A 21,404-nucleotide genomic window follows, 5' to 3' on the forward strand; every position below is an offset into this window, starting at 1 on the left:
AAGCTCTGCACCCAGCCGCACGGCTCACTTCAGGCGCATCGGGTTGATGGATGGCCAGGGTCAGTAGCGCCACTTCTTCACACCTTTGCACGGCGAAGGCCAACCCGCTTTTCAGTTCGCTGTCGGGCTTGCCCTCACATACCAGGTCCAGCGGGCTGTGCAACAACGAGCACGACGGCGCCAGCCACAAACGATCGCCCAGACGCTCATGCGCATGACGCACCACCGCCAACGCCTTGTCGAGGTCGCTACGCCCTGCGCCACAGCGGTCGACCAGGCCCAGCGACAGAATCTTGTAGGCCGGCAGACGGTCAAGAATCACCGGATACTGCTGCGGCGCCCGCACCAGATCGATATGCAAGCCGTCGACCGGCAGGTTGGCGGCCAGGCCGAGGTTATCTTCCAGGCCGCCAAAACAGATGGCGACCAGCTTCTTCAGCGGCTCGCGCTGGAGGATGTTGTAGACGCGTTCATAGGCGTTTTTCCAGGCTTGCGGCAGGTCCAGTGTCAGAATCGGCTCGTCGATCTGCACCCACTCCACGCCCTGCCCGGCCAGGCGGTGGAAGATCTGCCCGTACAACGGCAACAGGCGGTCGACCAGATCCAGCGTGTCGAAATCGGCGCCTTGGGTCTTGCCCAACCACAGGTAAGTCAGCGGGCCGATGACCACCGGCTTGACCGCATGGCCCAGATCCCTGGCCTCTTGCACCTCTTCGAACAACGACTCCCAGCTCAGGCTGAACGCTTGATCAGCGGTAAATTCCGGGACCAGATAGTGGTAATCGGTGTCGAACCACCGGGTCATCTTCTGGGCATGAGCCATGGCGAACAGGGTGTGCAGGGTTGGCTTTTCAGCGCCATGGCGCAATTGCTGCGGGATCACACCGAAGGTCAGCGAATGGGTCAGTACGTGGTCGTACCAGGCAAAGTCGCCGACCGGCAGCAGTTCGATACCGGCATCTTTTTGCATCTGCCAATGAGCTGCACGCAAATCACGGCCTACGGCACGCAAGCCTGCTTCGTCGAGATCGCCCTTACAGAAGGCCTCTTGAGCGTTCTTCAGTTCATGACCACCGCCAATGCACGGGAATCCCAGGTTATGTGCCAAAGCCATGTAGCCATCCTCTACCGAAATCATTCAATGAGCGGATTCTCGATGGCCGGGATGCTTGAGACAAACTCATTATATTTATGATCAACTCAAGATCCATTCATGTTCCATGTCGCATAGGTGTCTTGTTCAGAGCAGTTTCATGCGCTTTCGGACATGGGTACATTGTGCAGATGCCGCACACTGCCCGTTGCGATCCGATCCGGTACTTGATCTATGAATGTGTTGAAACAGGCATTGCACGAGCAGCACTTCATTTGCCTGGTGGAGTTCGTGCCCAAGCCGTCGGCCAAGAGCTTCGAGGCTTTTGAAGCGCTGATGCAGCGACCGACGCTGAGTGGCTGGCCGATGCTGGCTACCATTGCCGACCGGGTCGGCAGCCGTTTCGACCTTGCGCCGCTGGACGCCTTCAGCCGGTTGACCGAGCCCGCACCTGCACTGGTGCATTTTTCCGGCAAGGACCGGGAGCGTCACGACCTGCTTGGCCAGCTCGAACGCATGGACAGCCTGGGCCTTGAGCAATTGTTCATCATCAGCGGCGACCGCTTGCCCGGCCATGAGCCGGGGCAGCAACCGGTGCGCTATCTGGAGTCGGTGCCGGCCTTGCAGATCGTCCGCCAGGCGCGCCCGGACTGGCTGTTGGGCGCAGCGCTCAACCCGTTCAAATACCGTGAGGAAGAAGGCGGCGCGCAATACTTCAAGGCTCAGAAAAAACTGGCGGCGGGCGCAGACTTTCTGACGCTGCAACTGGGCTTCGACGCGCAAAAGCACCTTGAGGCGCTGGCCTGGATGCGCCAGCAACCTTCACCCAAGCCACTGCTGGCCTGCATCATGGGACTTACCGTCGGTCGCGCGAACATGCTTGAGCATGTCGCCGGCACAGTGGTCAGCCCGTCCATGCGCGAGGCGTTCGCCGCAGAGGCCGAGGTGTCCAAGGCCTACGCCCAGCAACGCAGTGTCAGCCGTCTGGGTCTGCAAGTTGTCGGTCTGAAATTGATGGGTTACGCGGGGGTCGAACTGTCAGGCATTCCTGATCTGGCGCAATTGCAGGCGCTGGAGCAGGCCATCAATGAATGGAAAGAGCAGATCACCACGCTGGAGCAATGGTTTACGGCCTGGCAGGACAGTTGGCAGGTACAAGGCATGCCGCCCGTAACGTTTCATCCACCGGGAGAAACCTGGCAACCGGGCGACTCCAGCGTCAGCGCCTCGCGCAAAGAAAAGGCCCGCTATCACCTGCTCGAAAGCCTGCATCATCAGGTGTTCAGCCGTACGACATGGCTGAGCAAGGCATTCGGCTGGGGCGTGCGCCGCCCTCTGTGGTCCGGCCCCACCGGCGCACGCTGGTTGCACCGGCTGGAGCGCAGCGTCAAACGACCCATGGTCGGCTGCGACACCTGCGGCCAATGCCGCCTTGAAGACACCTTGTACATCTGCCCGGAAAGCTGCCCCAAAGGCCTGGCCAACGGACCGTGCGGCGGCACAAAACTCAACCGCTGCGAGTTCGGCGACCGCGAATGCATTCACAGCATCAAATACCGCACGGCCAAGGCGGTGGGGCAAACGGCGGTGCTCACCGAACGCCTGATTCCGTGTGTCGAAGCCGGCAACCGACACCGCAGTTCCTGGCCAGGCTGGTTCGATGCAACCGCATCGGTGGCCGAAGATGCACCGCTTGCGCCCACAGACAGCTATGATCCACAGCCCACCCGCTCTGAATCCCTCTGACATGCTGATCGTCTTTAGCGGCCTGCCTGGCACCGGCAAAACCACCATCGCCCGCCAGCTCGCGCTCGCCACCGGCGCGGTGTATCTGCGCATCGACGCCATAGAACAAGCCATCCGCAACGCCGCCGTACTGGCCCACGATGTCGGCCCCAGCGGTTATGGCGTCGCCAATGCGCTGGCCTTGAGCAATCTGCAACTGGGCCAGCGGGTCATCGTCGACTGCGTCAACCCGGTGGCCGAAAGCCGACAGGCCTGGCGGGACATTGCGCTTGCGGCGGGGGTGGCGCTGGTGGATATCCAGATTATTTGCTCGGATGCCGGTGAGCATCAGCGTCGGGTTGAAAGTCGCAAAGCCGATATTCAGGGACTGACCCCGCCAGACTGGGCATCGGTGCTGCGCCATGAATATGAGCCATGGGATAAGGTGCCGTTTACGCTAGATACGGCGTTGGTGACGGCGGATGAGGCGGTTGTGGTGATTGTTGAGCGGTTTTTTGCCGATAAACTTTAGCGCCCGAATATCCAGGCTCAAGGATGACTCAAACAATGGCACTCACCAGCCAGATTTCCCTTTACGACAGTCAATGGCCAATGCTTTTTCAGGTCACCCGACAGCAGGTCACCAAAGCCTTTGGCTCTGAGCTTATGGCTATCCATCACGCCGGCAGTACCGCCGTCGAAGGGCTGGCCGCCAAGCCTGAGATCGATGTATTGGTAGTGGTCGAGCAGCATTGCGATGAGGCTCGACGCAACGGTTTTCTGCAGGGGCTGGGCTATGTACGCGGCAGCGATTTATCACCGGGGCATCACTTCTATCGTCGCGATGTTAATGGCGTGCGCACTCACAAGATTCATGTCTGCATCAACGGCCACATCCAGATCGAGTGGATGTTGAGATTTCGCGATCTACTGCGCCGTGATGCAAGCATCCGTCAGCAATACCAGGATCTGAAGCTTGAGCTGGAGGCCAGTAATACCGGAGGCATCGGCGAGTATCTGGCCAGGAAGGCGCCGTTTATCGACACTGTTATGCAAGCCTGGCCCCACGCTGCTAAAGCTCGGCAAGAATGATGGCACCTGATGCACAAAATACTTATCCTGCGCCGCGTGCCCAATCAAGGGATGAAGTCAAGGATAAACAATGGGCTCCAGTGATCTGAACTTGCGCCAATTTGGCGAACTCCTCAGCGAATTCAGTTTTGAAATCCCTGATTATCAGCGTGGCTACTCGTGGTCCGAGCCTCAATGGCAGGCACTCTGGCGAGATATCGAACATGTTGGGCAGAACGAGGCGCGTCAACACTTTACCGGCATGATGCTGGTTCGCAGGCTCGACACGCAGTCGGGTGAGCAGCGCATCGAAGTCATCGACGGCCAGCAACGTCTGGTTACCGCCATGATTTTCGCCAATGCGTTGCGCGTTCGCCTGGGCGAATCGGTAATGGGTTATCCCATCACCTTCAGTGGCGACCCAGAGTTTCAAGACTATTTCAGTTTCTACGTGTCAGGGGTGAAATCGATTGAAGCCAGACTCACCCGCGACGCCTCCAGTTATGCGCTGAACCTCAAGGCCGCTGCAGCGTGGTTTGCGCATAGGGTTCAGGAGTTGCCGCCAGCGCAAGCCCTTGAGACGCTGAACACACTGCTGGAAAAATGCTGTCTGTTCGTTCTTGAAGTTTCTGCAACTTTCGACATTCATGTGGCTTTCGAGACGCTGAATAATCGAGGTCGGTCGTTGTCGAAAATGGAGTTGCTGAAAAATCGCCTGATCTATCTGACGACCATTCTCCAAGCCCCAAGCGATGCTTCGCAGCAACTACGCGATCAGATCCATAGCGCCTGGAAAGGTATCTATCGCGCTCTGGGGCGAAGCACAAAGACACAAGATCACGACGACGAATTCCTCCGCGCACATGCCACGGCATACTTTAAGCGTACTCGTGAAGCCGACTGGCTGGACAAGGTCCTGCTGGACACCGAGTTTTCGCCGGGCAACCAGGACCTCAGTTTTTCCAGCATCGGCGAATACGTTCAGAGCCTGGAAGTCGGTGCGGTGTGGTGGTCACATATCCATGCACCGGAACAATTGCCCAAAGCCCTTCAAAAGCACCTTGAAAGGTTGTCCCATGCAGGGTTCGCCTACTTCAAATCGCTGATTCTTTCGGCGTGCCTGCGCGTGGCAAGCACCACGTCCGGGGCCACGACCCGACCCGGCGAATTTGCCTCGACACTGGCATGCCTTGCTCCGCTGCTGGAGCAGATCGAACGTTTTGTCGTGGTGGTGTTTCGCCTGTTGGGTAACCGCAGTACGTATTCCCGGGCGCAGATGGATGGGTTGGCGTATGAACTGTTCAAACCCGAACGTACTGGTGTTCTGTTCGATGAAGAAAGCATGCGCAATACGGATAGCGAAACAGCGATCCACTTGGCCACTGCATGGATTAAAGCCTCCATTTGCAACGCTCACCCTGGCTCGGATGTTTCTTTTGACGAGCGTTTTGAGCAGGACGGCATTTTTTCACTGACCAGCTTGCATAACAGCATCGAGAAACGCTTTCAGAAAGATGAGGGCTACTACAAGTGGGACTTCACCCGTCTGGCCTTGTTTGAGTACGAAGCCCGCTTCCAGCTCGATGGCAATCACCCACCCAAGCTGGCCTGGGCCGACTTCCACTTTGACGAGACGGTCGAACATATTTACCCGCAAACGCCTTCTGGCACGGGCAAAGAATACTGGGACCATCACATTCCCTTCGACCGTCGCTCGGATCGGGGCGGCAAACTGAGCAAGGCCTTGCAAAACTCGCTCGGCAACCTGTTATTGCTCTCGCGCAGCAGCAATTCGGCCGCCTCCAACGAGGCGTACAGAATCAAGAAACAACGTGAAGAGAGCGGCAAGCGCGTGCGTTTTCGTAATGCCAGCTATTCGGCCACCGAAGTCTCACAGCAATTTCAGGACTGGAACGTACAAAGCATCGCTGTGCGCGGCATTACCCTGTTGAAATTCATCGAGCAACGCTGGGATATCCGCTTGAGCGAAACCCCTGACGATCTCAAGAGCTATCTGCCCCTGTGCTTCGGCTTGAAAAGCGACGCGATCATAGAAGGCAAAATGGGCAAGTTTTCACTGCGCAGCTTGAAAGCCAAAGGTTGAACACTGGCGAGTGGCCGAGACGGCCACTCGCCTCACTGTTACACCGCCGCCTGCACTCCCCCCAACTCAGCCAGCACGCCTTTAACCCGCTCCAGCGTCTGTGCCGAGCACCGCTGCATCGGCTCACGCAGTTCATCCCGAATAATTCCTTGCTGTGCCAGAGCCGCCTTGATCACCGCAGGATTAGCCTCGGCAAAGGCCACCCCGATCCACGGCAGCAGCCGGTAGAACGTCTCGCGTGCCGCAACCAGTTGCCCGTTGTCGATCTGGTGTTGCATGGCCACATAGAGGTCGGCGCGGATGTGCGCCGAGGCCGATATCGCCCCCGCGCCGCCCAGGCACAGGTTATTGAAGATCTGCAGGTCTTCGCCGGTGAGAATTTCGGCGTGGCCGTCGGCGATCAGGGCGGTGGTGGTTTCAAGGTCGCCCCCGCAGTCTTTCACCGCTGCGATACGCGGATGGCGGACGATGCGGCGCAGGGTCTCGCGCTCGATGCGCACACCGGTGCGATACGGAATGTCATACAGCACCAGAGGCACCGTGGCGGCATCGGCCACGGTCTTGAAGAATGACTCAATACCCTGTTGCGACGGGCGAATGTAGTAAGGCGCCGGCACCAGCAGGCCGGCCAGTGGGCGTTGCTGGACCTGTTGCTGGAACGCCAGCAGCTCACGCAGGTTATTGCCGGCCAGGCCCATGATCACTTGCTGTGCCGGCACCCGTTGCAGTACGGCATCGAGCACCGCCAGTTGTTCGTCGTGACTGAGCGCGGCCGCCTCACCGGTGGTGCCACAGACCACCAGGCCTCGAACACCGTCGTCCAGCAGCTTGCCTGCCAAGGCGTGCAGCGCGTCGAAATCGACTTCTCCATCACAAAACGGTGTGGCCAGCGCCACCCAGATACCTCGAAAAGCGGACATGCAAAATCTCCTGTGGCTAACCGTTCAGGTCACCGTCAGAAGGAATGCGGGAGGGGGTGCGAGGGGAAGCTTTGCCTGGCGCCTTGTGTCCTGTCAGCCCATCTGACGGGACAGCGCGCCCCGGTCAAATGAGCGACTGTTTCTTCGATTTATTGGCAACGGCCACGCGCGCGCTAGCCTGGGCAGGAAAGCCCGGCTGAATCGGCGAGTGGTCAAGGCTGGAAAGCATTGGGGATCCGTTGCATAGCAAAGTGCCGGCAGATCATGCGCAATCCTTCACAATGTTGTCAACGGGTTAGTGAGCACCCTGCCCCGGTATCCATTCACCTGCCACCTCGACCACCCATTCGATAAACACCCGCAACTTCGCGCTCACATGCCGGTTCGGCGGCCAGGCGATGTACATCGGCATGACATCGAGCTGCCAGTCGCTGAACAGTTGCACCAGATCGCCGCTGCGTACGTGCCCTCTAGCCATGTAGTCCGGCAGCCAGAGAATCCCCAAACCGGCCAAGCCCGCCGCGAGATAGGCGTTGCCGTCGTCGACCATCAAGGCATTGTGGCCGGTGATGTTGAGGGTTTCGCCGTGGCGTTGCAGCGCGTAGGGAAACGCCTTGCCAGTGCGCGCCCAACGATAGCCGACGATGCGCAACCGAGGGTCTTCAAGCTCACGAGGGTGGCCGGGCGTGCCGACACGTTGTAGATACCCGGGCGCCGCATAGACACCCAGGTGCAGGTCGCCCAGTCGACGGGCCATAAGCGACTGATCGGTCAATTCACCGCCACGCACCACGCAGTCGACGTTTTCATCGATCAGGTCGACCTTGCGATCACTGACGCCCATGTCGAGCTGGATGTCCGGATAACGCGCGTAGAAGTCCGGCAACGCAGGAATCAGTACCATGCGCGCCAGCGGGCTGGGCACATCGACACGCAGCCGCCCACGCGGCGCGGCCGAAGCGCTGGACAGGCTGGTTTCGGCATCGTCGATCTCGGCCAGCAGGCGCACCACCCGCTCGTAATAGGCAGCGCCATCGGCGGTGACATTGACCTTGCGCGTGGTGCGATTGAGCAGTCGCACCCGCAGACGCGCCTCAAGCTGCTGCACCAGTTGCGTGACGCTGGTCTTGCTCAGGTGCAGGGTGTCGGCAGCCTTGGTGAAGCTGCCGGTTTCCACGACACGGGCGAAGGCCTGCATGGCATCGAAACGGTCCAAGGCGGCTCCTGATTGTTTGCGATTTGCAAACAGTGATGGGTGGAATTGCGAGTTTATCCACTTGGCAGCCCACTCTAAAGTCTTCTCCATCACTTACCGATGGAGACACTCCCCATGAGCCAACGTGACGTTGTTTTCCCCGCAGGCCGCCAGGCGCTTTACGAGAAAAATCGCTATTCGCCAGCGATCCGTTCCAATGGTTTCCTGTTCGTGTCAGGCCAGGTCGGCAGCCGCGAAGACGGCTCGAAAGAGCCACAGCTGCAAGCTCAGGTGCGCTGCGCTTTCGACAACCTCAATGCGATCCTTGAAGCCGCCGGCGGCAGCTTCGCCGATGCGGTGGATGTGACGGTGTTCATGGTCGACCCGCAATCGACCTTCGAAACCATCTGGCAGGTGGTGGCCGAATACTGGGGCGAGGCCCCCTACCCGACCGTGACGGCAGTCGGGGTGACGTGGCTTTACGGGTTTGATTTCGAGATCAAGGTTATTGCCCAGGCACCGGCTCCAGTCGCTCGCTGATCTCGATCAGGTTCAGGTCGGGGTCACGTACATAGACCGAACGAATAGGCCCGGTGGCGCCGGTGCGCTGCACCGGGCCTTCAATGATCGGCCAGCCTTGGGTATGCAACTGGGCGATGACCTCATCCAGGCTGACGCTGGCGATAAAGCACAGGTCCAGCGCGCCGGGCACCGGCAGGTGCGCCTTGGGTTCGAACTCATGCCCGCGCACATGCACATTGATTTTCTGCTCGCCGAAGCGAAAGGCCAGGCGCCCGCTGCCAAAGGTCTCCAATTGCATGCCCAGCACGCGCACGTAGAAATCCTTGCAGGCCTGCAGGTTGATGGTGGTCAGCACCAGATGGTCAAGATGGTCGATCATGTCTGCACTCCTGTTTTCAGATAAGGGCCGCGCTGCCGCCACGACTCGCGGGTCGTGGCATCGATACCCAGCCCGTCCAGCACGATGTCGGTGTGCTGGCCCAGCGTCGGCGCTCGGGACCGAACGCGGCCCGGTGTCAGCGTCAGTTTGGGCACGATGCCCGGTAAAGTCACCGGGGTGCCGTCATCCAGGGTGCTGGCCAGCAGCATGTCCCGGGCCTGGTAATGCGGGTCGGCGGCGATGTCGGCAGCATCATAAATCTTGCCCACCGGAATATCCGCCTCTTGCAAAGCGGCCACCACCTGATCGAGCGAGCGCTCGGCGGTCCAGGTCGAAATCGCCGCATCGATGCGCGCCACATGGCGCACACGGCCATCGTTGTGCGCCAGTTCAGGGTCGTTGGCCAGGTCCGGACGCTCGATCCCTTCCATCAAACGGCGATAAATACTGTCGCCATTGCCGGCGATCAGCGCGTATTTGCCATCCTGGCAACGATAGGCATTGCTCGGCGCAATACCGGGCAAACTGCTGCCGGCCGGCTCCCGGACGGTTCCAAACACCGATTGCTCGGGAATCAGACTTTCCATCATGTTGAACACTGACTCGTACAGTGCGACATCGACCTGCTGCCCGGCACCGCCTTGCTGTTCGCGGTGACGCAAGGCCAGCAGCACACCGATGACCCCATGCAGCGCCGATAACGAATCGCCAATCGACACCCCGACCCGCACCGGCGTACGCCCCGGCTCGCCGGAAAGATGCCGCAGCCCGCCCATCGCCTCGCCGATCACGCCGAACCCCGGCAAGTCACGATACGGCCCGGTCTGCCCGTAACCGGACACGCGCAGCATGATCAGACCAGGATTGATCGCCGACAACTGCTCCCAGCCCAGCCCCCATTTTTCCAGGGTGCCGGGGCGAAAATTCTCGATCAGGATATCGGCGTCCTTGACCAGCTTTTTCACCACCTCATGCGCCTCGGCCTGGCGCAGATCAAGGGTCAGCGACTGCTTGTTGCGCGACTGCACCGCCCACCACACCGAGGTGCCGTTGTGCAGCAAGCGCCATTTGCGCAGCGGATCACCGGTAAGCGGCGGCTCGATCTTGATCACGTGGGCGCCGAAATCGGCGAGCATCTTTGCGGCGAAGGGACCGGCAATCAACTGGCCCATTTCGATCACCTTGATGCCTTGGAGGGGGAGGCTCATGACGTTTACCGTTCTTGTTGGAGATGTCCGGATCATCTCTCCAAAATGAGCAGGTCACCACCCCCAAGGCGATTATTCCAAGGCTCATTCATGATCTTGAAGATAATCACCGAACCAGAAATTCACCGCGTCTTCGTTGACGCCATCCTTGCCGGTCCAGAAATCCACGGGATAGCTCCAGTCCGTCGAACTGCTTTTTCTAGGTGCAAGGCCCATGTAGGTGTATTGATGCACGAAGCCTTTATGCCTGGCGGTTTCCAGAATGCCGATCTGACCCAGTAAATCCAGAAGCCCTCGGGATTGCTCCTGGTCCATATCAATACCCGCAATCGCTCTGATCTTTTTCTCCATCGTCACGGGTTTATCGTTGGGTTCAGACGTTCTTAACACCGTTAACACCTTTTCCAGCATTGAGACCGACTGGACCTGCGGGAGAGTCGCCTTATTATGTTCCCTGAGAAAAACATACAAATCCTCGGGCGAGCCACTGCCGCTGACACCGGCTGAATAGCGTGCCAGGTTACACAGCGTCATGTTTCTCTTTTTATTCTCGAAGGCTCCACACAGGTCACATTGAATACCGTGCGCCGACGTAAAGCCATGATCCGGAAAGTTGAGCGTGATCGCGTACGCAGACAGTGCGGCTCTTTTTTCAGCCTGACCATTTTCCAGACCGATCAGAAAAGACGCCACGACCGAGTTTTTATCAGTCCGGCTTTTTTCCTGAACCAGCTTTGCGATCAGCTCGTCATGGGTCATCTCTTCGTCAGGAAGTATCATGTTATTGGCGTGTAAAAGGCTGAGAGACTCAGGATCTTGAGGAACCTTTGTCCACAGGCTTCGATAGTAGTCCTTGATTGATTTCTTTAACTTACGGTCCATGATTCGCCCTACACCACCATCAACTTATCCGCTGAGTAACCGACCGGCCAATGCCCTGAGTAATACACCTCGATTATCTTTTCCCAGCGATTTCCCAGGCGATAATAGCGTTCGGTTACGTACTGCCTGAATGCAAAGCCTATGGCGTTCCTCGCGGCCACGCTGAAGTCATGCTGGTCGACGATAAAAATTGTCTTGTCGTAACCTTTCAGGGCGCCCATGACTGCCTTGGTGATGCTGATGCGAAGTTCAAGCAGGTCTTTACCGGGCTTTTCCAGCGCGTAGAACGGATCGTTCTGAGTCGGCGATGTCGGCAGCCATTCCATGCCGTTGAAACAGGGATTGAAGCAAGGCTCACCCGGCGTTGCGAACACCTCACGCAGGCTATTGGCGTATATCAGATCCGCCGTGTCTGAAGGTCGCGTCCCCATGTTCGAGAAAAAATCACTGTCCTTTATCCTGACCAGCGCTGCGTCGACAGGCATGAGCCACCTCCTCTATCAGCCTCAATGAGTGCCAGGACCCGCAACGGGATAGTGCTTGATACGGCACGCATGACTCTGGCCATCGCCTTTGCACACGCCATCCAGATACCGGTAATCAACCTGCATCGTCTGCCCTTTATGAGGCCACTGTCGGCGTGGGAGCGTACGTTGGTAGTCTGTAGTTTCGGGTGTAAACAGCAGGGTCGCCCCTTCAGGCGGACATTCGACAGTGGGCGATGCCGGCCTGACCTTCAGGACCTGGGCCTGCAGTTGCGGATAGGGATGTGTCACTGAATCGGTGATGCGAAGTTGCAGGCTGCATATTTGCCACGTGGCGGCATGCACGGGCTCGCACAACACTAAGAGCAGCAAAGCAAACGTCACATAACGTGCGGCATAACAGTCCATTACTTACCTGCCTGGAGCCCTCGGATGCCGGACATTATCAGACCTCGCCTTATGGATTCATAGGGAGTAGCAAAACGCCCCACCATCTCTGGCAGGGCGCTTGTTTTTCCAAACCTTCACTCAATCGCCATAGCGCAACCGCGCCGCCCGGCGGGCTTCGCTCTTGCCGCGTGTCGCCAGGCAGTAATACAGCGGCGCGGTCACCGCCAGCCCGACCAGCCAGGACAAATCGGCGCCTTCTATGTAGTTGGCGTAGGGCCCGACATACAGCGAGGTGTTGGCGAACGGCAGTTGCACCAGCGTGCCGATGGCGTAGGCGATGATCGCGTGCGGGTTGAAGCGGCCGTAGATACCGCCGTCGTTGCGAAAGATCGACTCGATGTCATAGACGCCGCGCTTGATCAGGTAGAAGTCAATGATGTTGATCGCCGCCCACGGCACCAGCACGATCAGCAGCGCCAGGATCAGGCCGATGAATTTGCCGATGAAGTCCCCCGAAGCGCTGACCGCCACCAGGCAGCAGCCGGTCAGGACGATAGCCGACAGCACCACGCGCAGTTTGATGGTCGGTGTCCACTGGCCGGCGAAGGTCTGGATCGAGGTGACAATCGACAGGACCGCGCCATACAGGTTCAGGGCGTTGTGGCTGATGATATTGAGCAAGAACAGCACCATCAGAATAGGCCCCAGCCAGCCGGTGGCTTGCTTGACCGCCGTCATCGCTTCAGTGCCTTCAGGGGTAGCAAGTGCGGCGACCATACCGAAGCTGAACGAAGCAATGGTGCCCAGGCTGGCGCCGAAATAGGTGGCCCAGAAAGGTTTGCCGATGCCGATTTCCTTGGGCAGGTAGCGCGAATAGTCCGAGGTATACGGCGAGAAGCTGATCTGCCAGATGATCCCCAGCGACAGGGTCGCGATCCAGCCGGCGGCGTTGAAACCGCCGCGAATAAAGAAGTCGTCGGGCAAGTCCTGCAGGAAGATCATGCTGAAGCCGGCCAGCAAGGCCGCGCCCATGACCCAGGTGCCGATGCGATTGAGGGTATGAATGAAGCGGTAGCCGATCACACCAATGGCCGTGGCGCTCAGGGCGCCGATGATGATGCCGGTGGGCAGCGACACCGACGGCGCCAGGCCCTGGATCGATTTGCCCGACAGCACGATGTTGGAAATAAAGAAGCCGACGTAGATCAACGCCGTGATGAACACGATCAGCAAGGCGCCATAGCGGCCGAACTGGCCACGGCTCTGGACCATCTGCGGGATGCCCAGTTGCGGGCCCTGGGCCGAGGCCAGACCGATCACCAGGCCGCCGATCAGGTTGCCGAGCACGATAGCGATCAGGCCCCAGAGGAAGTCGAGCTGGAAGACCTGCACGGCCATCGCCCCGGTGACGATGGGCAAAGGGGCAATGTTGGTGCTGAACCACAGGGTAAACAGGTCGCGGGCCTTGCCGTGGCGTTCGGCCGGCGGCACATAGTCGACGGTGTGGTTTTCAATGAGCGGAGCTGCTGCGCTGTTCTGGGACATGAGGACGATCTCGAAGCCGGTGGCCCGGCGCCCGTTCAGGCGCCAGATAACGAATCCATCGGGTCCTGCGGCTTGGCGAAGGCGAACGGACCCGCGATCTGCACAAACAGACCGGCGTCAGGGTGATCATCTTCAGAAAAGCGGCAGGCCCGATGCCTTACGCACGGACGGAGCGAGGGCTCCTGGCAGTAGAGAAGCCGAATCGGATAACGCTTAGCAGCGGGGTGTTGGACACCCTTGGGTTGGAATGAAAAAACATCGTCTCGCCTGAATTTGTTGTTGTGCAGAGCCAAACCATGCAGCGCCCTGTTCAAGGGCCCGTAATGAGTGTGTCGCAGTGGGCGGTGTCGATCGTGCCATTCACTACGCTGATAACACCATATTATGGTATGCCAAATTTTTGCAACCCCCATTGAGAATCTTTCACAGTCGTTTCAGCAGGTACGCGGGCATTTTTGGTGCAAGCTGAAACGTTTCATATAGCAGAAAAATCAGGGCTTTGCGCGTCTGTCACCGGTAAAAGCGATGCTGATAGCCCCGCAAAAAACGCTTGCCAACAAAGTATTACGGTATACCATCAGACAAACAAGAAACTGCTTCGGCACGGCCCGCCAGTGCGCAATGAGGGGTATGTAATGATCGATCCGAATGTCTACAAGAACGTCATGGGTTCCTTCCCTTCCGGCGTCACTGTCATCACCACCCTGGACGATAACGGCGAAGTCGTCGGCCTGACCGCCAGTGCTTTCAGCGCCTTGTCGCTGGAACCGGCGCTGGTGCTGTTCTGCCCTCAATACAACTCCGATTCCTATCCGGTCCTGATCAAGAACAAACGCTTTGCCATCCACCTGCTGTCGGCCGAACAGCAAGCGTGCGCCTATGCCTTTGCGCGCAAGGGCAAAGACAAGGCACAAGGTCTTGCCTGGACTCTCAGCGAACTGGGCAATCCGCTGCTGGAAGGCGCGACGGCGATCATCGAATGCGAGTTGTGGCGTGAATACGAAGGCGGCGACCACGCGATCATGGTCGGCGCGGTGAAAAACCTGATCCTGCCCGAGCAGCCCGCCGCGCCCATGGTGTATTGCCGTGGAAAAATGGGTGCCCTGAGCATCGCGGCTTGATCTGCGTCACACGCTAATATTACGGTATACCAAAAAATACAGGCCCCGCCCCACTCAATGCCGGGCGCCACGACAGACCGAGGTAACGTCATGAAATTTTCGTTGTTCGTGCACATGGAACGCTGGGATGAGCAAGTCAGCCACCGTCAGTTGTTCGAAGACCTGACCGAGCTGACGCTACTCGCCGAAGCAGGCGGTTTCAGCACGGTCTGGGTCGGCGAGCACCACGCCATGGAATACACCATTTCGCCAAGCCCGATGCCGATCCTGGCGTACCTGGCTGCGCGCACCACCACCATTCACCTGGGCGCCGGCACCATCATCGCGCCGTTCTGGCACCCGCTGCGCGTCGCAGGCGAATGCGCCCTGCTCGATGTGATCAGCAACGGCCGGATGGAAGTGGGCCTGGCGCGTGGCGCCTATCAGGTCGAGTTTGATCGCATGGCCGGCGGCATGCCTGCCTCCGAAGGCGGCAAGGCTCTGCGTGAGATGGTCCCGGTGGTCAAGGCACTGTGGGCCGGCGACTATGCGCACGACGGCGAGATCTGGAAATTCCCGACCTCCACCAGCGTGCCGAAACCTGTCAGCACCCCGCCGATGTGGATCGCCGCCCGCGACCCGGACTCGCACAATTTTGCCGTGGCCAACGGCTGCAACGTAATGGTCACGCCGCTGATGAAGGGCGACGAAGAAGTCCTGGACCTGAAAAACAAATTCCAGGCCGCACTGGACAACAACCCCGACGTGCCACGGCCGCAACTGATGGTGCTGCGCCACACCCACGTACACGCCGTGGACGATCCCGAAGGCTGGAAAGTCGGCGCCGCGGCCATCAACCGCTTCTACCGCACCTTCGACGCCTGGTTCGGCAACAAGACCGTACCGGCCAATGGTTTCCTGGAGCCAAGCCCGGAATCGAAATTCGCCGAGCGTCCCGAGTTCGAGCTGGAGAACATCCGCAAGAACACCATGATCGGCACCCCGGAAGAAATCATCGCGCGGATTCGCTACTACCAGGAACTGGGCGTGGACGAGTTCAGCTTCTGGTGCGACAACAGCCTGCCGCATGCCGAGAAGAAGAAATCGCTGGAGCTGTTTGTGAAGCACGTAGTGCCGGCGTTTCGTTAAGGTTTGACAGACGACAAAAAGCCGGGCTTGCCCGGCTTTTTGTCGTTCATACAGCGGCTCAGACAATCAGATCGCTCAGTTGCAGGCTGCTCACCCCCAGCAACTGGATTTCAAACTCGGCGTTGGCATCAGCATTGACACTGCCGTAGAGAATGCCATCGGCGAATCGCAACTGCGCAGTGGCATTGCTGCTGAATGCATTGGAACCGATGAAGGTGAAGGCATCATTGCCCGATGTCGAGAGGTCGGCATCCAGGGTCGACAGGTCGATCTTGTCACCTTCGCTGTGCTTGAAGTCACCAATGACATCACGCAAGGTGGCGCCCACGCCCATTTCATTCAGGGCATTGAAGTCAAACCGGTCGGCACCGCTGCCGCCATAGAGCTTGTCTGCGCCCACACCGCCCACCAGCACGTCGTTACCGGCCCCACCGTTGAGCGTGTCATTGCCAGCACCGCCGGTCAGGCTATTGGCTGTGCTGTTGCCCGTTAGTGTGTCGGCATACGCAGAGCCTATGAGATTCTCGATGCTGATCAGCGTGTCGCTACCCGAGCCACCGGTGGCTTGCGCCGCCGTGGCGGCCAGGCTGACCGAGACCCCGGTCGTACCTGTAGTCCCGAAGGCATAACTCACGGTGTCGATACCGGCGCCACCATTGAGGACATTATTGCCCTGCCCGGCAAAAAGCACGTTATTGAGCTCATTACCGGTCAGGTTCACCGCGGTGGTGGACATGATGCGGCCATTCTCGACATTGGCGGTCAAGGTATAGGCTGACAGGTAGCTGTACACAAGGTCCGAGCCGCCAATACTCTGGGTGGCATTGGTTTCGATGACGGTGTCTTTGATGTCGCGCACGTAGTAGCTGTCGCTGCCGTCGCCACCGACCATGGTATCCCAGCCGGCACCGCCATCGAGCGTATCGTTACCGGCGCCACCGGTGAGGTTATTGTTCTCGCTGTTGCCCGTCAGTTTGTCAGCAAACGACGAACCGATCAGGTTCTCGATGCTGATCAGGGTGTCACTGCCCGAACCACCAGTGGCTTGCGCCGTCGTGACGGCCAGGCTGACCGAGACCCCGGTCGTACCCGTTGTCCCGAAGAAATAGCTCACCGTGTCCGTACCGGCGCCGCCATTGAGGACGTTGTTGCCCTGCCCGGCGTAGAACACATTTTTCAGCTCATTGCCGGTCAGGTTTGCCGCTGCGGCGGACATGATGCGGCCATTCTCGACATTGGCGCCCAAGGTATAGTTCGACAGGTAGCTGTACACGGTATCGAGCCCACCACTGCTCGGTGTCTTATCGGTTTCGATGACCGTGTCGTTGCTGTCACGCACGTGGTAGATGTCGTTGCCGCCACCACCGATCATGGTATCGGCCCCCGCACCGCCATCGAGCGTATCGTTACCGGCGCCCCCCTCGAGCCTGTTGTTCGCGCTGTTGCCCGTCAACTGGTCGGCGAATGCCGAGCCGATCAGGTGCTCAATGCTGATCAGGGTGTCACTGCCCGAGCCACCGGTGGCTTGCGCCGTTGTAACCGCCAGGCTGACCGAAACCCCGGCAGACCCCGTTGTTGCTCCATAGCCATAAGTCACCGTGTCGATACCGGCACCGCCATTGAGAACATTGTCGCCTTCCCCGGCGTACAGCAGGTTGTCCAGGCTATTGCCGGTCAGGTTCGCCGCTTCGAGGGATGCGATGCGGCCATTCTCGATATTGGCACCCAGGGTGTAATTCGCCAGGTAGCTATGCACGATGTCCGTACCGCCAGTGCTTTGCGTGGCACTGGTTTCGATGACCACGTCGCCACTTTCGCGCACATAGTAGCTGTCATCGCCATCGCCCCCCATCATGGTATCGGCACCCGTACCACCATCGAGCGTATCGTTACCCGCGCCGCCATTGAGGCTATTGTTCGCCTTGTTACCGATCAGGTAATCGGCGTACGCCGAACCTATGAGGTGCTCGATGCTGATCAGGGTGTCGCGGCCCGAACCACCGGTGGCTTGCATCGACTCTGTTGCCAGGCTGACCGAGACCCCGGTCGGACCCGTGACCCCGAAGGCATAGCTGACCGTGTCGATGCCGGCGCCACCATTGAGGACATTGTTGCCCTGCCCGGCGAACAGCACGTTGTTCAGGTCGTTGCCGGTCAGGTTCGCCGCTGTGGTGGACATGATGCGGCCATTCTCGACATTGGCGGTCAGGGTATAGTCCGCCAAGTAGCTGTACACAAGATCCGAACCGCCAATGCTCTGCGTGGCATTGGTTTCGATGACTACGTCGCCGTCCTCGCGCACGTAGTAGCTGTCGCTGCCATCGCCACCGATCATGGTATCGGCACCTGCCCCGCCATCTAGCGTATCGTTACCGGCACCGCCTTCCAGCATGTCGTTACCGGCCCCCCCCACAATGAGTTCATTACCGCCCAACACCTGCAGCAATACAAGGTTCTGCTCCGCCGTTCTCGCATAGGAAACGGCGTCACCAAGAGCATAACGCTGGAACAGGATCGAAGGGTCGATGACAGGCGTCAATGATTTGCTCACAGAGGTGAAATAATCGTAAAAAGTCGTTGAATCATCAGGATTGAACGCGTTAGCCATCTGCTATCTCCATGAGCCCATGCTCGTCAGTCTTATTATTCGAGACCGGCCTGCAATAACAGCATCATGCCGTTTAGCCATATCTATACCCTGTTAATAAAAACCGAGCAAGCCGCTACCGACGATCAGGCTCTCACTCAGTGACTGGCCAGAAAACCAATGCGCGCCATAAACATTAACATCTCGACCTGAAAAGGCTTTTTGACACGGCTTTTTGGTGGCTGAGCTTACGATAGAGAGGAATACCCAAGAGGGGGCTCATGCCACCAACTATGTTCAAACGGCTGAAGCGCTTGTAAACTTGTTGATTTCGCGAGAGAAAGGATGCCATGCGAAACACCGCAATTCCCCTTGACTTCCCTGATTCAGACACAATCATCTATAGCTCGGACAACCTCGTCGCGATCCACTGCCCGGCATCAAGTGTTCGGTCAAAACAACTGGTAGTTACATTCCACCCTCTGCAACTCACGCACACCCTGCACGTGCCGCGCAAAGGGCAAAGCCGAGAGACGCTCAGAGCTGCCGGGCTTGATTCGGTGCAGATAATCCCGAGAGGTAATCACTGGTATCAGTATGATGACATTGGGGAAATGATTACTGAGGTACGCCGAATAGCTGACCTTTATTCAGAAATCGTAGCCTATGGGCAGTCCATGGGGGCCTATGGCGCCATTCACACATCGGCGCTGCTTCGCCCTTCGAAGGTTTTGGCAATCTGCCCACAGTTCTCCATTGACCCCGCTCGAATAAGCTTCGACTCCGGGTTCCAGGTTCTGGCGAAAGACATCTCTTTTATACGAGACGAAATCACCCATAACGTCAGTCAGGATGCAGAGTTCGTTATTGCTTACGACCCGCTTTTCCCCATTGACGGACATCACTACCGCTATTATGAAAAGCATGTGAAGAATCTGTACCGACTGAGAATGCCTTTTTGTGGCCATGGTGTAAGCGAGGCGCTTAAAGAGGCCAACATGATTCCCTCTTACCTTCTGAGGCTTATCACCAACGGCAAGAATGAGATCCTTGCAACACGGCAAGAGTTTCGGCGTCACCGCACCACTATAAAAACCTACCAGGACGCAATGAAACTTGCCTTGGTCAAGTGGCATATCAAAAATAAAAATATCGAATCAGCCAGTATCAACGCTTTCAAACTGTACGAATCGACAAAGCGTTTCTCATCGATACAGCTTTTTTGTGAGGTCGCCGAAAAGCTGGGAACCCCGCAGCGTGCTGCGTCCAGGTGGTTTTTCGCCTTAGCGAATTTTGGCAAGGAGATTCCACCCCTTGCCTATGTCCGGGCTGTTATGTACTCACGCATGAGTGGACACCACGCCATCGCGCATGAAACATGCTTAGCCGCCCTGAGCAAGCATCCAAATGATTTCGGACTCATGAGGGAATACATAGACATCCTCATCCACGAATCAAAATTCGAGGAAGCTAAAGCGATAGCCGGAGCGATGAAAAAAGTTCACGGCGCTAAAGCAGATGGCGTAATAAGAAATCGACAGTCTGTCTTTCGACTTGATGTATAAGCACGCCTCCAGTGGCGCACAGCACCTCTGTGGCGATCCGATCTGACTGGGGTGGAGTCTGGCAGTGCTGCGCACTGCCAGAAAACTGATGGGTACCCTCACCACTCAGTGGTTATAAGCCCGCTCATTATGCTCCGCCAGATCCAGCCCCATCTCCTCCACTGAATCATGCGCACGCAAGCCCACCAGCGCATTGACCAGCTTGAGAATCACCCAGCTCACCACAAAGCAATACACGATGGTCAGCGCCACGCCTTTGAACTGCGCGATCACTTGATCGAGCATGTTCACATCCGGCACCAGACCGCCCAGTGACGGCACGCAGAACACGCCGGTCAGCAGCGCGCCAACGATACCGCCCACGCCGTGCAGGCCGAACACGTCGAGGCTGTCGTCGTAACCCAAGCGTTGTTTGAGTACGGTGACGCTCAGGTAACAGCACACGCCGCACAGCAGACCGATGACCAGTGCACCGCCGACACCGACATAGGCGCACGCCGGGGTGATGCCGACCAGGCCCGCCAATGCGCCGCAGGCCAGACCTTGAGCGCTGGGTTTGCCGACCTTGAACCATTCGACGAACATCCAGCCCAGAATGCCGGCGCAGGCACCGACCTGGGTGTTGATCATGACCATACCGCTCAAGCCGCTGAGGCCCCCGCCGGAGCCGATATTGAAGCCGAACCAGCCAACCCAGAGCATCGCAGCACCCGCCATGGTCAGGCTGAGGTTATGCGCCGGCATCGGTGTGTTCTGATAACCCTTGCGCTTGCCCAGCACCATGCACGCCGCCAGTGCAGCTACGCCTGCGTTGATGTGCACGGCGGTGCCGCCAGCAAAGTCCAGCACGCCCCAGTTATGCATCAAGGCCCCTGCCCCGCCCCAGACCATGTGCGCCACCGGCGCATAGACCAGGGTGAACCAGATGGCCATGAACAGCAGCGCCGCCGAGAACTTCATGCGCTCGGCAAATGCGCCGGCAATCAACGCCGGGGTGATGATGGCGAAGGTCATCTGGAAGGTGACGAACACCCCTTCCGGAATCTCGCCGACCAGGCTGTCGGGGGTCATGCCGGCGAGAAAGGCCCGGCTCAGGCCGCCGACGAAGCTGTTGAAGGTGACTTCGCCTTCGACCATGTTGCTGCTGTCGAGCACCAGGCTATAGCCGTACACCACCCACAAGATCCCCACCACACCGGCGATGCCGAAGCATTGGGTAAACAGCGACAGCATGTTCTTGGCGCGCACCAGGCCGCCATAAAACAGCGCCAGCCCCGGCAGGCACATGAACAGCACCAGCACAGCGGCGGTGACCATCCAGGCAGTGCTGCCGGTGTTGAGTGTCGGGGTTTCGGCCGCGTGGGCCAGAGGAATGAAGGCGCTGAGCGCCAGTAAAGCCAGAAGGGATTTGCCAGGTAGACGGTTAACCATATTCGAAGCTCCTGCTGTGAATGGTAAATGTCTGGCAGAGAAGCAATGTTGTT

The 21,404-nt window shown here is 58.4% G+C and carries 17 protein-coding genes and 1 pseudogene; 8 read left to right on the forward strand and 10 right to left on the reverse strand.

The features are described from left to right. Window positions 1-16: 16 nt before the first annotated feature. Window positions 17-1,114, reverse strand: a pseudogene (locus ACYP2A_RS06920) (5-methyltetrahydropteroyltriglutamate--homocysteine S-methyltransferase); the annotation flags it as partial. A gap of 213 nt (window positions 1,115-1,327) precedes the next feature. Between ACYP2A_RS06920 and ACYP2A_RS06925 the strand changes: the two are divergent. From ACYP2A_RS06925 to ACYP2A_RS06940, 4 genes are all read left to right on the forward strand, one after another. Then, window positions 1,328-2,839: a methylenetetrahydrofolate reductase C-terminal domain-containing protein gene (locus ACYP2A_RS06925; RefSeq protein WP_459743921.1), complete on the forward strand. Its 1,512-nt coding sequence runs from the start codon at window positions 1,328-1,330 to the stop codon at window positions 2,837-2,839. Between the two features lies 1 nt (window position 2,840). Beyond that, on the forward strand, window positions 2,841-3,350 hold the full coding sequence (locus ACYP2A_RS06930; protein WP_459743923.1) for an AAA family ATPase: 510 nt from the start codon (window positions 2,841-2,843) through the stop codon (window positions 3,348-3,350). Window positions 3,351-3,385: 35 nt separating this feature from the next. Further along, window positions 3,386-3,910, forward strand: a complete 525-nt coding sequence (locus ACYP2A_RS06935; protein WP_459743924.1) for a GrpB family protein — start codon at window positions 3,386-3,388, stop codon at window positions 3,908-3,910. Between the two features lie 70 nt (window positions 3,911-3,980). Further along, window positions 3,981-5,993: a DUF262 domain-containing protein gene (locus ACYP2A_RS06940; protein WP_459743926.1), complete on the forward strand. Its 2,013-nt coding sequence runs from the start codon at window positions 3,981-3,983 to the stop codon at window positions 5,991-5,993. A gap of 38 nt (window positions 5,994-6,031) precedes the next feature. On the opposite strand, the gene dapA is transcribed toward ACYP2A_RS06940, so the two are convergent. Beyond that, complete coding sequence (gene dapA / locus ACYP2A_RS06945; RefSeq protein WP_459743927.1) at window positions 6,032-6,913, reverse strand: 4-hydroxy-tetrahydrodipicolinate synthase; 882 nt, start codon at window positions 6,911-6,913, stop codon at window positions 6,032-6,034. Window positions 6,914-7,208: 295 nt separating this feature from the next. Continuing rightward, a complete protein-coding gene (locus ACYP2A_RS06950) occupies window positions 7,209-8,129 on the reverse strand; it encodes a LysR family transcriptional regulator (protein WP_459743928.1) in 921 nt (306 codons plus the stop codon). A 114-nt stretch (window positions 8,130-8,243) separates the two neighbouring features. Here ACYP2A_RS06950 and ACYP2A_RS06955 point away from each other — a divergent pair, with 114 nt between their 5' ends. Next, the gene (locus tag ACYP2A_RS06955) at window positions 8,244-8,648 is read left to right on the forward strand and encodes a RidA family protein (protein ID WP_459743929.1); all 405 of its coding nucleotides are present in this window, start codon (window positions 8,244-8,246) and stop codon (window positions 8,646-8,648) included. On the opposite strand, the gene ACYP2A_RS06960 is transcribed toward ACYP2A_RS06955, so the two are convergent. The 5 genes from ACYP2A_RS06960 to ACYP2A_RS06980 form a co-directional block, all read right to left on the reverse strand. After that, the gene (locus ACYP2A_RS06960; RefSeq protein WP_459743931.1) at window positions 8,614-9,009 is read right to left on the reverse strand and encodes a VOC family protein; all 396 of its coding nucleotides are present in this window, start codon (window positions 9,007-9,009) and stop codon (window positions 8,614-8,616) included. The genes ACYP2A_RS06955 and ACYP2A_RS06960 overlap by 35 nt on opposite strands. Next, complete coding sequence (locus ACYP2A_RS06965; RefSeq protein ID WP_459743933.1) at window positions 9,006-10,217, reverse strand: CaiB/BaiF CoA transferase family protein; 1,212 nt, start codon at window positions 10,215-10,217, stop codon at window positions 9,006-9,008. The genes ACYP2A_RS06960 and ACYP2A_RS06965 overlap by 4 nt, the downstream gene beginning before the upstream one ends. Before the next feature lie 84 nt (window positions 10,218-10,301). Further along, the gene (locus ACYP2A_RS06970; protein WP_459743934.1) at window positions 10,302-11,099 is read right to left on the reverse strand and encodes a hypothetical protein; all 798 of its coding nucleotides are present in this window, start codon (window positions 11,097-11,099) and stop codon (window positions 10,302-10,304) included. 8 nt (window positions 11,100-11,107) lie between these two features. Further along, complete coding sequence (locus tag ACYP2A_RS06975) at window positions 11,108-11,584, reverse strand: hypothetical protein (RefSeq protein ID WP_459743936.1); 477 nt, start codon at window positions 11,582-11,584, stop codon at window positions 11,108-11,110. A 528-nt stretch (window positions 11,585-12,112) separates the two neighbouring features. Further along, entirely contained in the window at window positions 12,113-13,519 is a 1,407-nt protein-coding gene (locus ACYP2A_RS06980) for a purine-cytosine permease family protein (protein WP_459743938.1), read from the reverse strand. A 635-nt stretch (window positions 13,520-14,154) separates the two neighbouring features. Here ACYP2A_RS06980 and ACYP2A_RS06985 point away from each other — a divergent pair. Together ACYP2A_RS06985 and ACYP2A_RS06990 are read left to right on the forward strand one after the other, a co-directional pair. Continuing rightward, entirely contained in the window at window positions 14,155-14,640 is a 486-nt protein-coding gene (locus ACYP2A_RS06985) for a flavin reductase family protein (protein WP_459743939.1), read from the forward strand. Between the two features lie 90 nt (window positions 14,641-14,730). Beyond that, window positions 14,731-15,768, forward strand: coding sequence for an LLM class flavin-dependent oxidoreductase (locus ACYP2A_RS06990; protein ID WP_459743941.1), 1,038 nt, complete (start codon window positions 14,731-14,733; stop codon window positions 15,766-15,768). 58 nt (window positions 15,769-15,826) lie between these two features. Here the strand turns inward: ACYP2A_RS06990 and ACYP2A_RS06995 are convergent, their stop codons facing one another. Next, window positions 15,827-18,376, reverse strand: coding sequence for a beta strand repeat-containing protein (locus ACYP2A_RS06995; RefSeq protein ID WP_459743944.1), 2,550 nt, complete (start codon window positions 18,374-18,376; stop codon window positions 15,827-15,829). 329 nt (window positions 18,377-18,705) lie between these two features. Between ACYP2A_RS06995 and ACYP2A_RS07000 the strand changes: the two genes are divergently transcribed. Continuing rightward, the gene (locus ACYP2A_RS07000) at window positions 18,706-19,920 is read left to right on the forward strand and encodes an alpha/beta hydrolase (protein ID WP_459743945.1); all 1,215 of its coding nucleotides are present in this window, start codon (window positions 18,706-18,708) and stop codon (window positions 19,918-19,920) included. A 105-nt stretch (window positions 19,921-20,025) separates the two neighbouring features. Here the strand turns inward: ACYP2A_RS07000 and ACYP2A_RS07005 are convergent, their stop codons facing one another. Then, on the reverse strand, window positions 20,026-21,351 hold the full coding sequence (locus ACYP2A_RS07005) for an ammonium transporter (RefSeq protein WP_459743946.1): 1,326 nt from the start codon (window positions 21,349-21,351) through the stop codon (window positions 20,026-20,028). Window positions 21,352-21,404: the final 53 nt, after the last annotated feature.

The sequence above is a fragment of the Pseudomonas sp. 3A(2025) genome (assembly GCF_054589175.1).

Coding starts and splice junctions, on each gene's coding strand:
- ACYP2A_RS06935 (WP_459743924.1), top strand. CDS start 3,386: ATGGCACTCACCAGCCAGATTTCCCTTTACGACAGTCAATGGCCAATG.
- ACYP2A_RS06975 (WP_459743936.1), bottom strand. CDS start 11,584: ATGCCTGTCGACGCAGCGCTGGTCAGGATAAAGGACAGTGATTTTTTC.
- ACYP2A_RS06965 (WP_459743933.1), bottom strand. CDS start 10,217: ATGAGCCTCCCCCTCCAAGGCATCAAGGTGATCGAAATGGGCCAGTTG.
- ACYP2A_RS06930 (WP_459743923.1), top strand. CDS start 2,841: ATGCTGATCGTCTTTAGCGGCCTGCCTGGCACCGGCAAAACCACCATC.
- ACYP2A_RS06955 (WP_459743929.1), top strand. CDS start 8,244: ATGAGCCAACGTGACGTTGTTTTCCCCGCAGGCCGCCAGGCGCTTTAC.
- ACYP2A_RS07005 (WP_459743946.1), bottom strand. CDS start 21,351: ATGGTTAACCGTCTACCTGGCAAATCCCTTCTGGCTTTACTGGCGCTC.
- ACYP2A_RS06990 (WP_459743941.1), top strand. CDS start 14,731: ATGAAATTTTCGTTGTTCGTGCACATGGAACGCTGGGATGAGCAAGTC.
- ACYP2A_RS06995 (WP_459743944.1), bottom strand. CDS start 18,376: ATGGCTAACGCGTTCAATCCTGATGATTCAACGACTTTTTACGATTAT.
- ACYP2A_RS06960 (WP_459743931.1), bottom strand. CDS start 9,009: ATGATCGACCATCTTGACCATCTGGTGCTGACCACCATCAACCTGCAG.
- ACYP2A_RS07000 (WP_459743945.1), top strand. CDS start 18,706: ATGCGAAACACCGCAATTCCCCTTGACTTCCCTGATTCAGACACAATC.
- ACYP2A_RS06970 (WP_459743934.1), bottom strand. CDS start 11,099: ATGGACCGTAAGTTAAAGAAATCAATCAAGGACTACTATCGAAGCCTG.
- ACYP2A_RS06940 (WP_459743926.1), top strand. CDS start 3,981: ATGGGCTCCAGTGATCTGAACTTGCGCCAATTTGGCGAACTCCTCAGC.
- dapA (WP_459743927.1), bottom strand. CDS start 6,913: ATGTCCGCTTTTCGAGGTATCTGGGTGGCGCTGGCCACACCGTTTTGT.
- ACYP2A_RS06985 (WP_459743939.1), top strand. CDS start 14,155: ATGATCGATCCGAATGTCTACAAGAACGTCATGGGTTCCTTCCCTTCC.
- ACYP2A_RS06980 (WP_459743938.1), bottom strand. CDS start 13,519: ATGTCCCAGAACAGCGCAGCAGCTCCGCTCATTGAAAACCACACCGTC.
- ACYP2A_RS06925 (WP_459743921.1), top strand. CDS start 1,328: ATGAATGTGTTGAAACAGGCATTGCACGAGCAGCACTTCATTTGCCTG.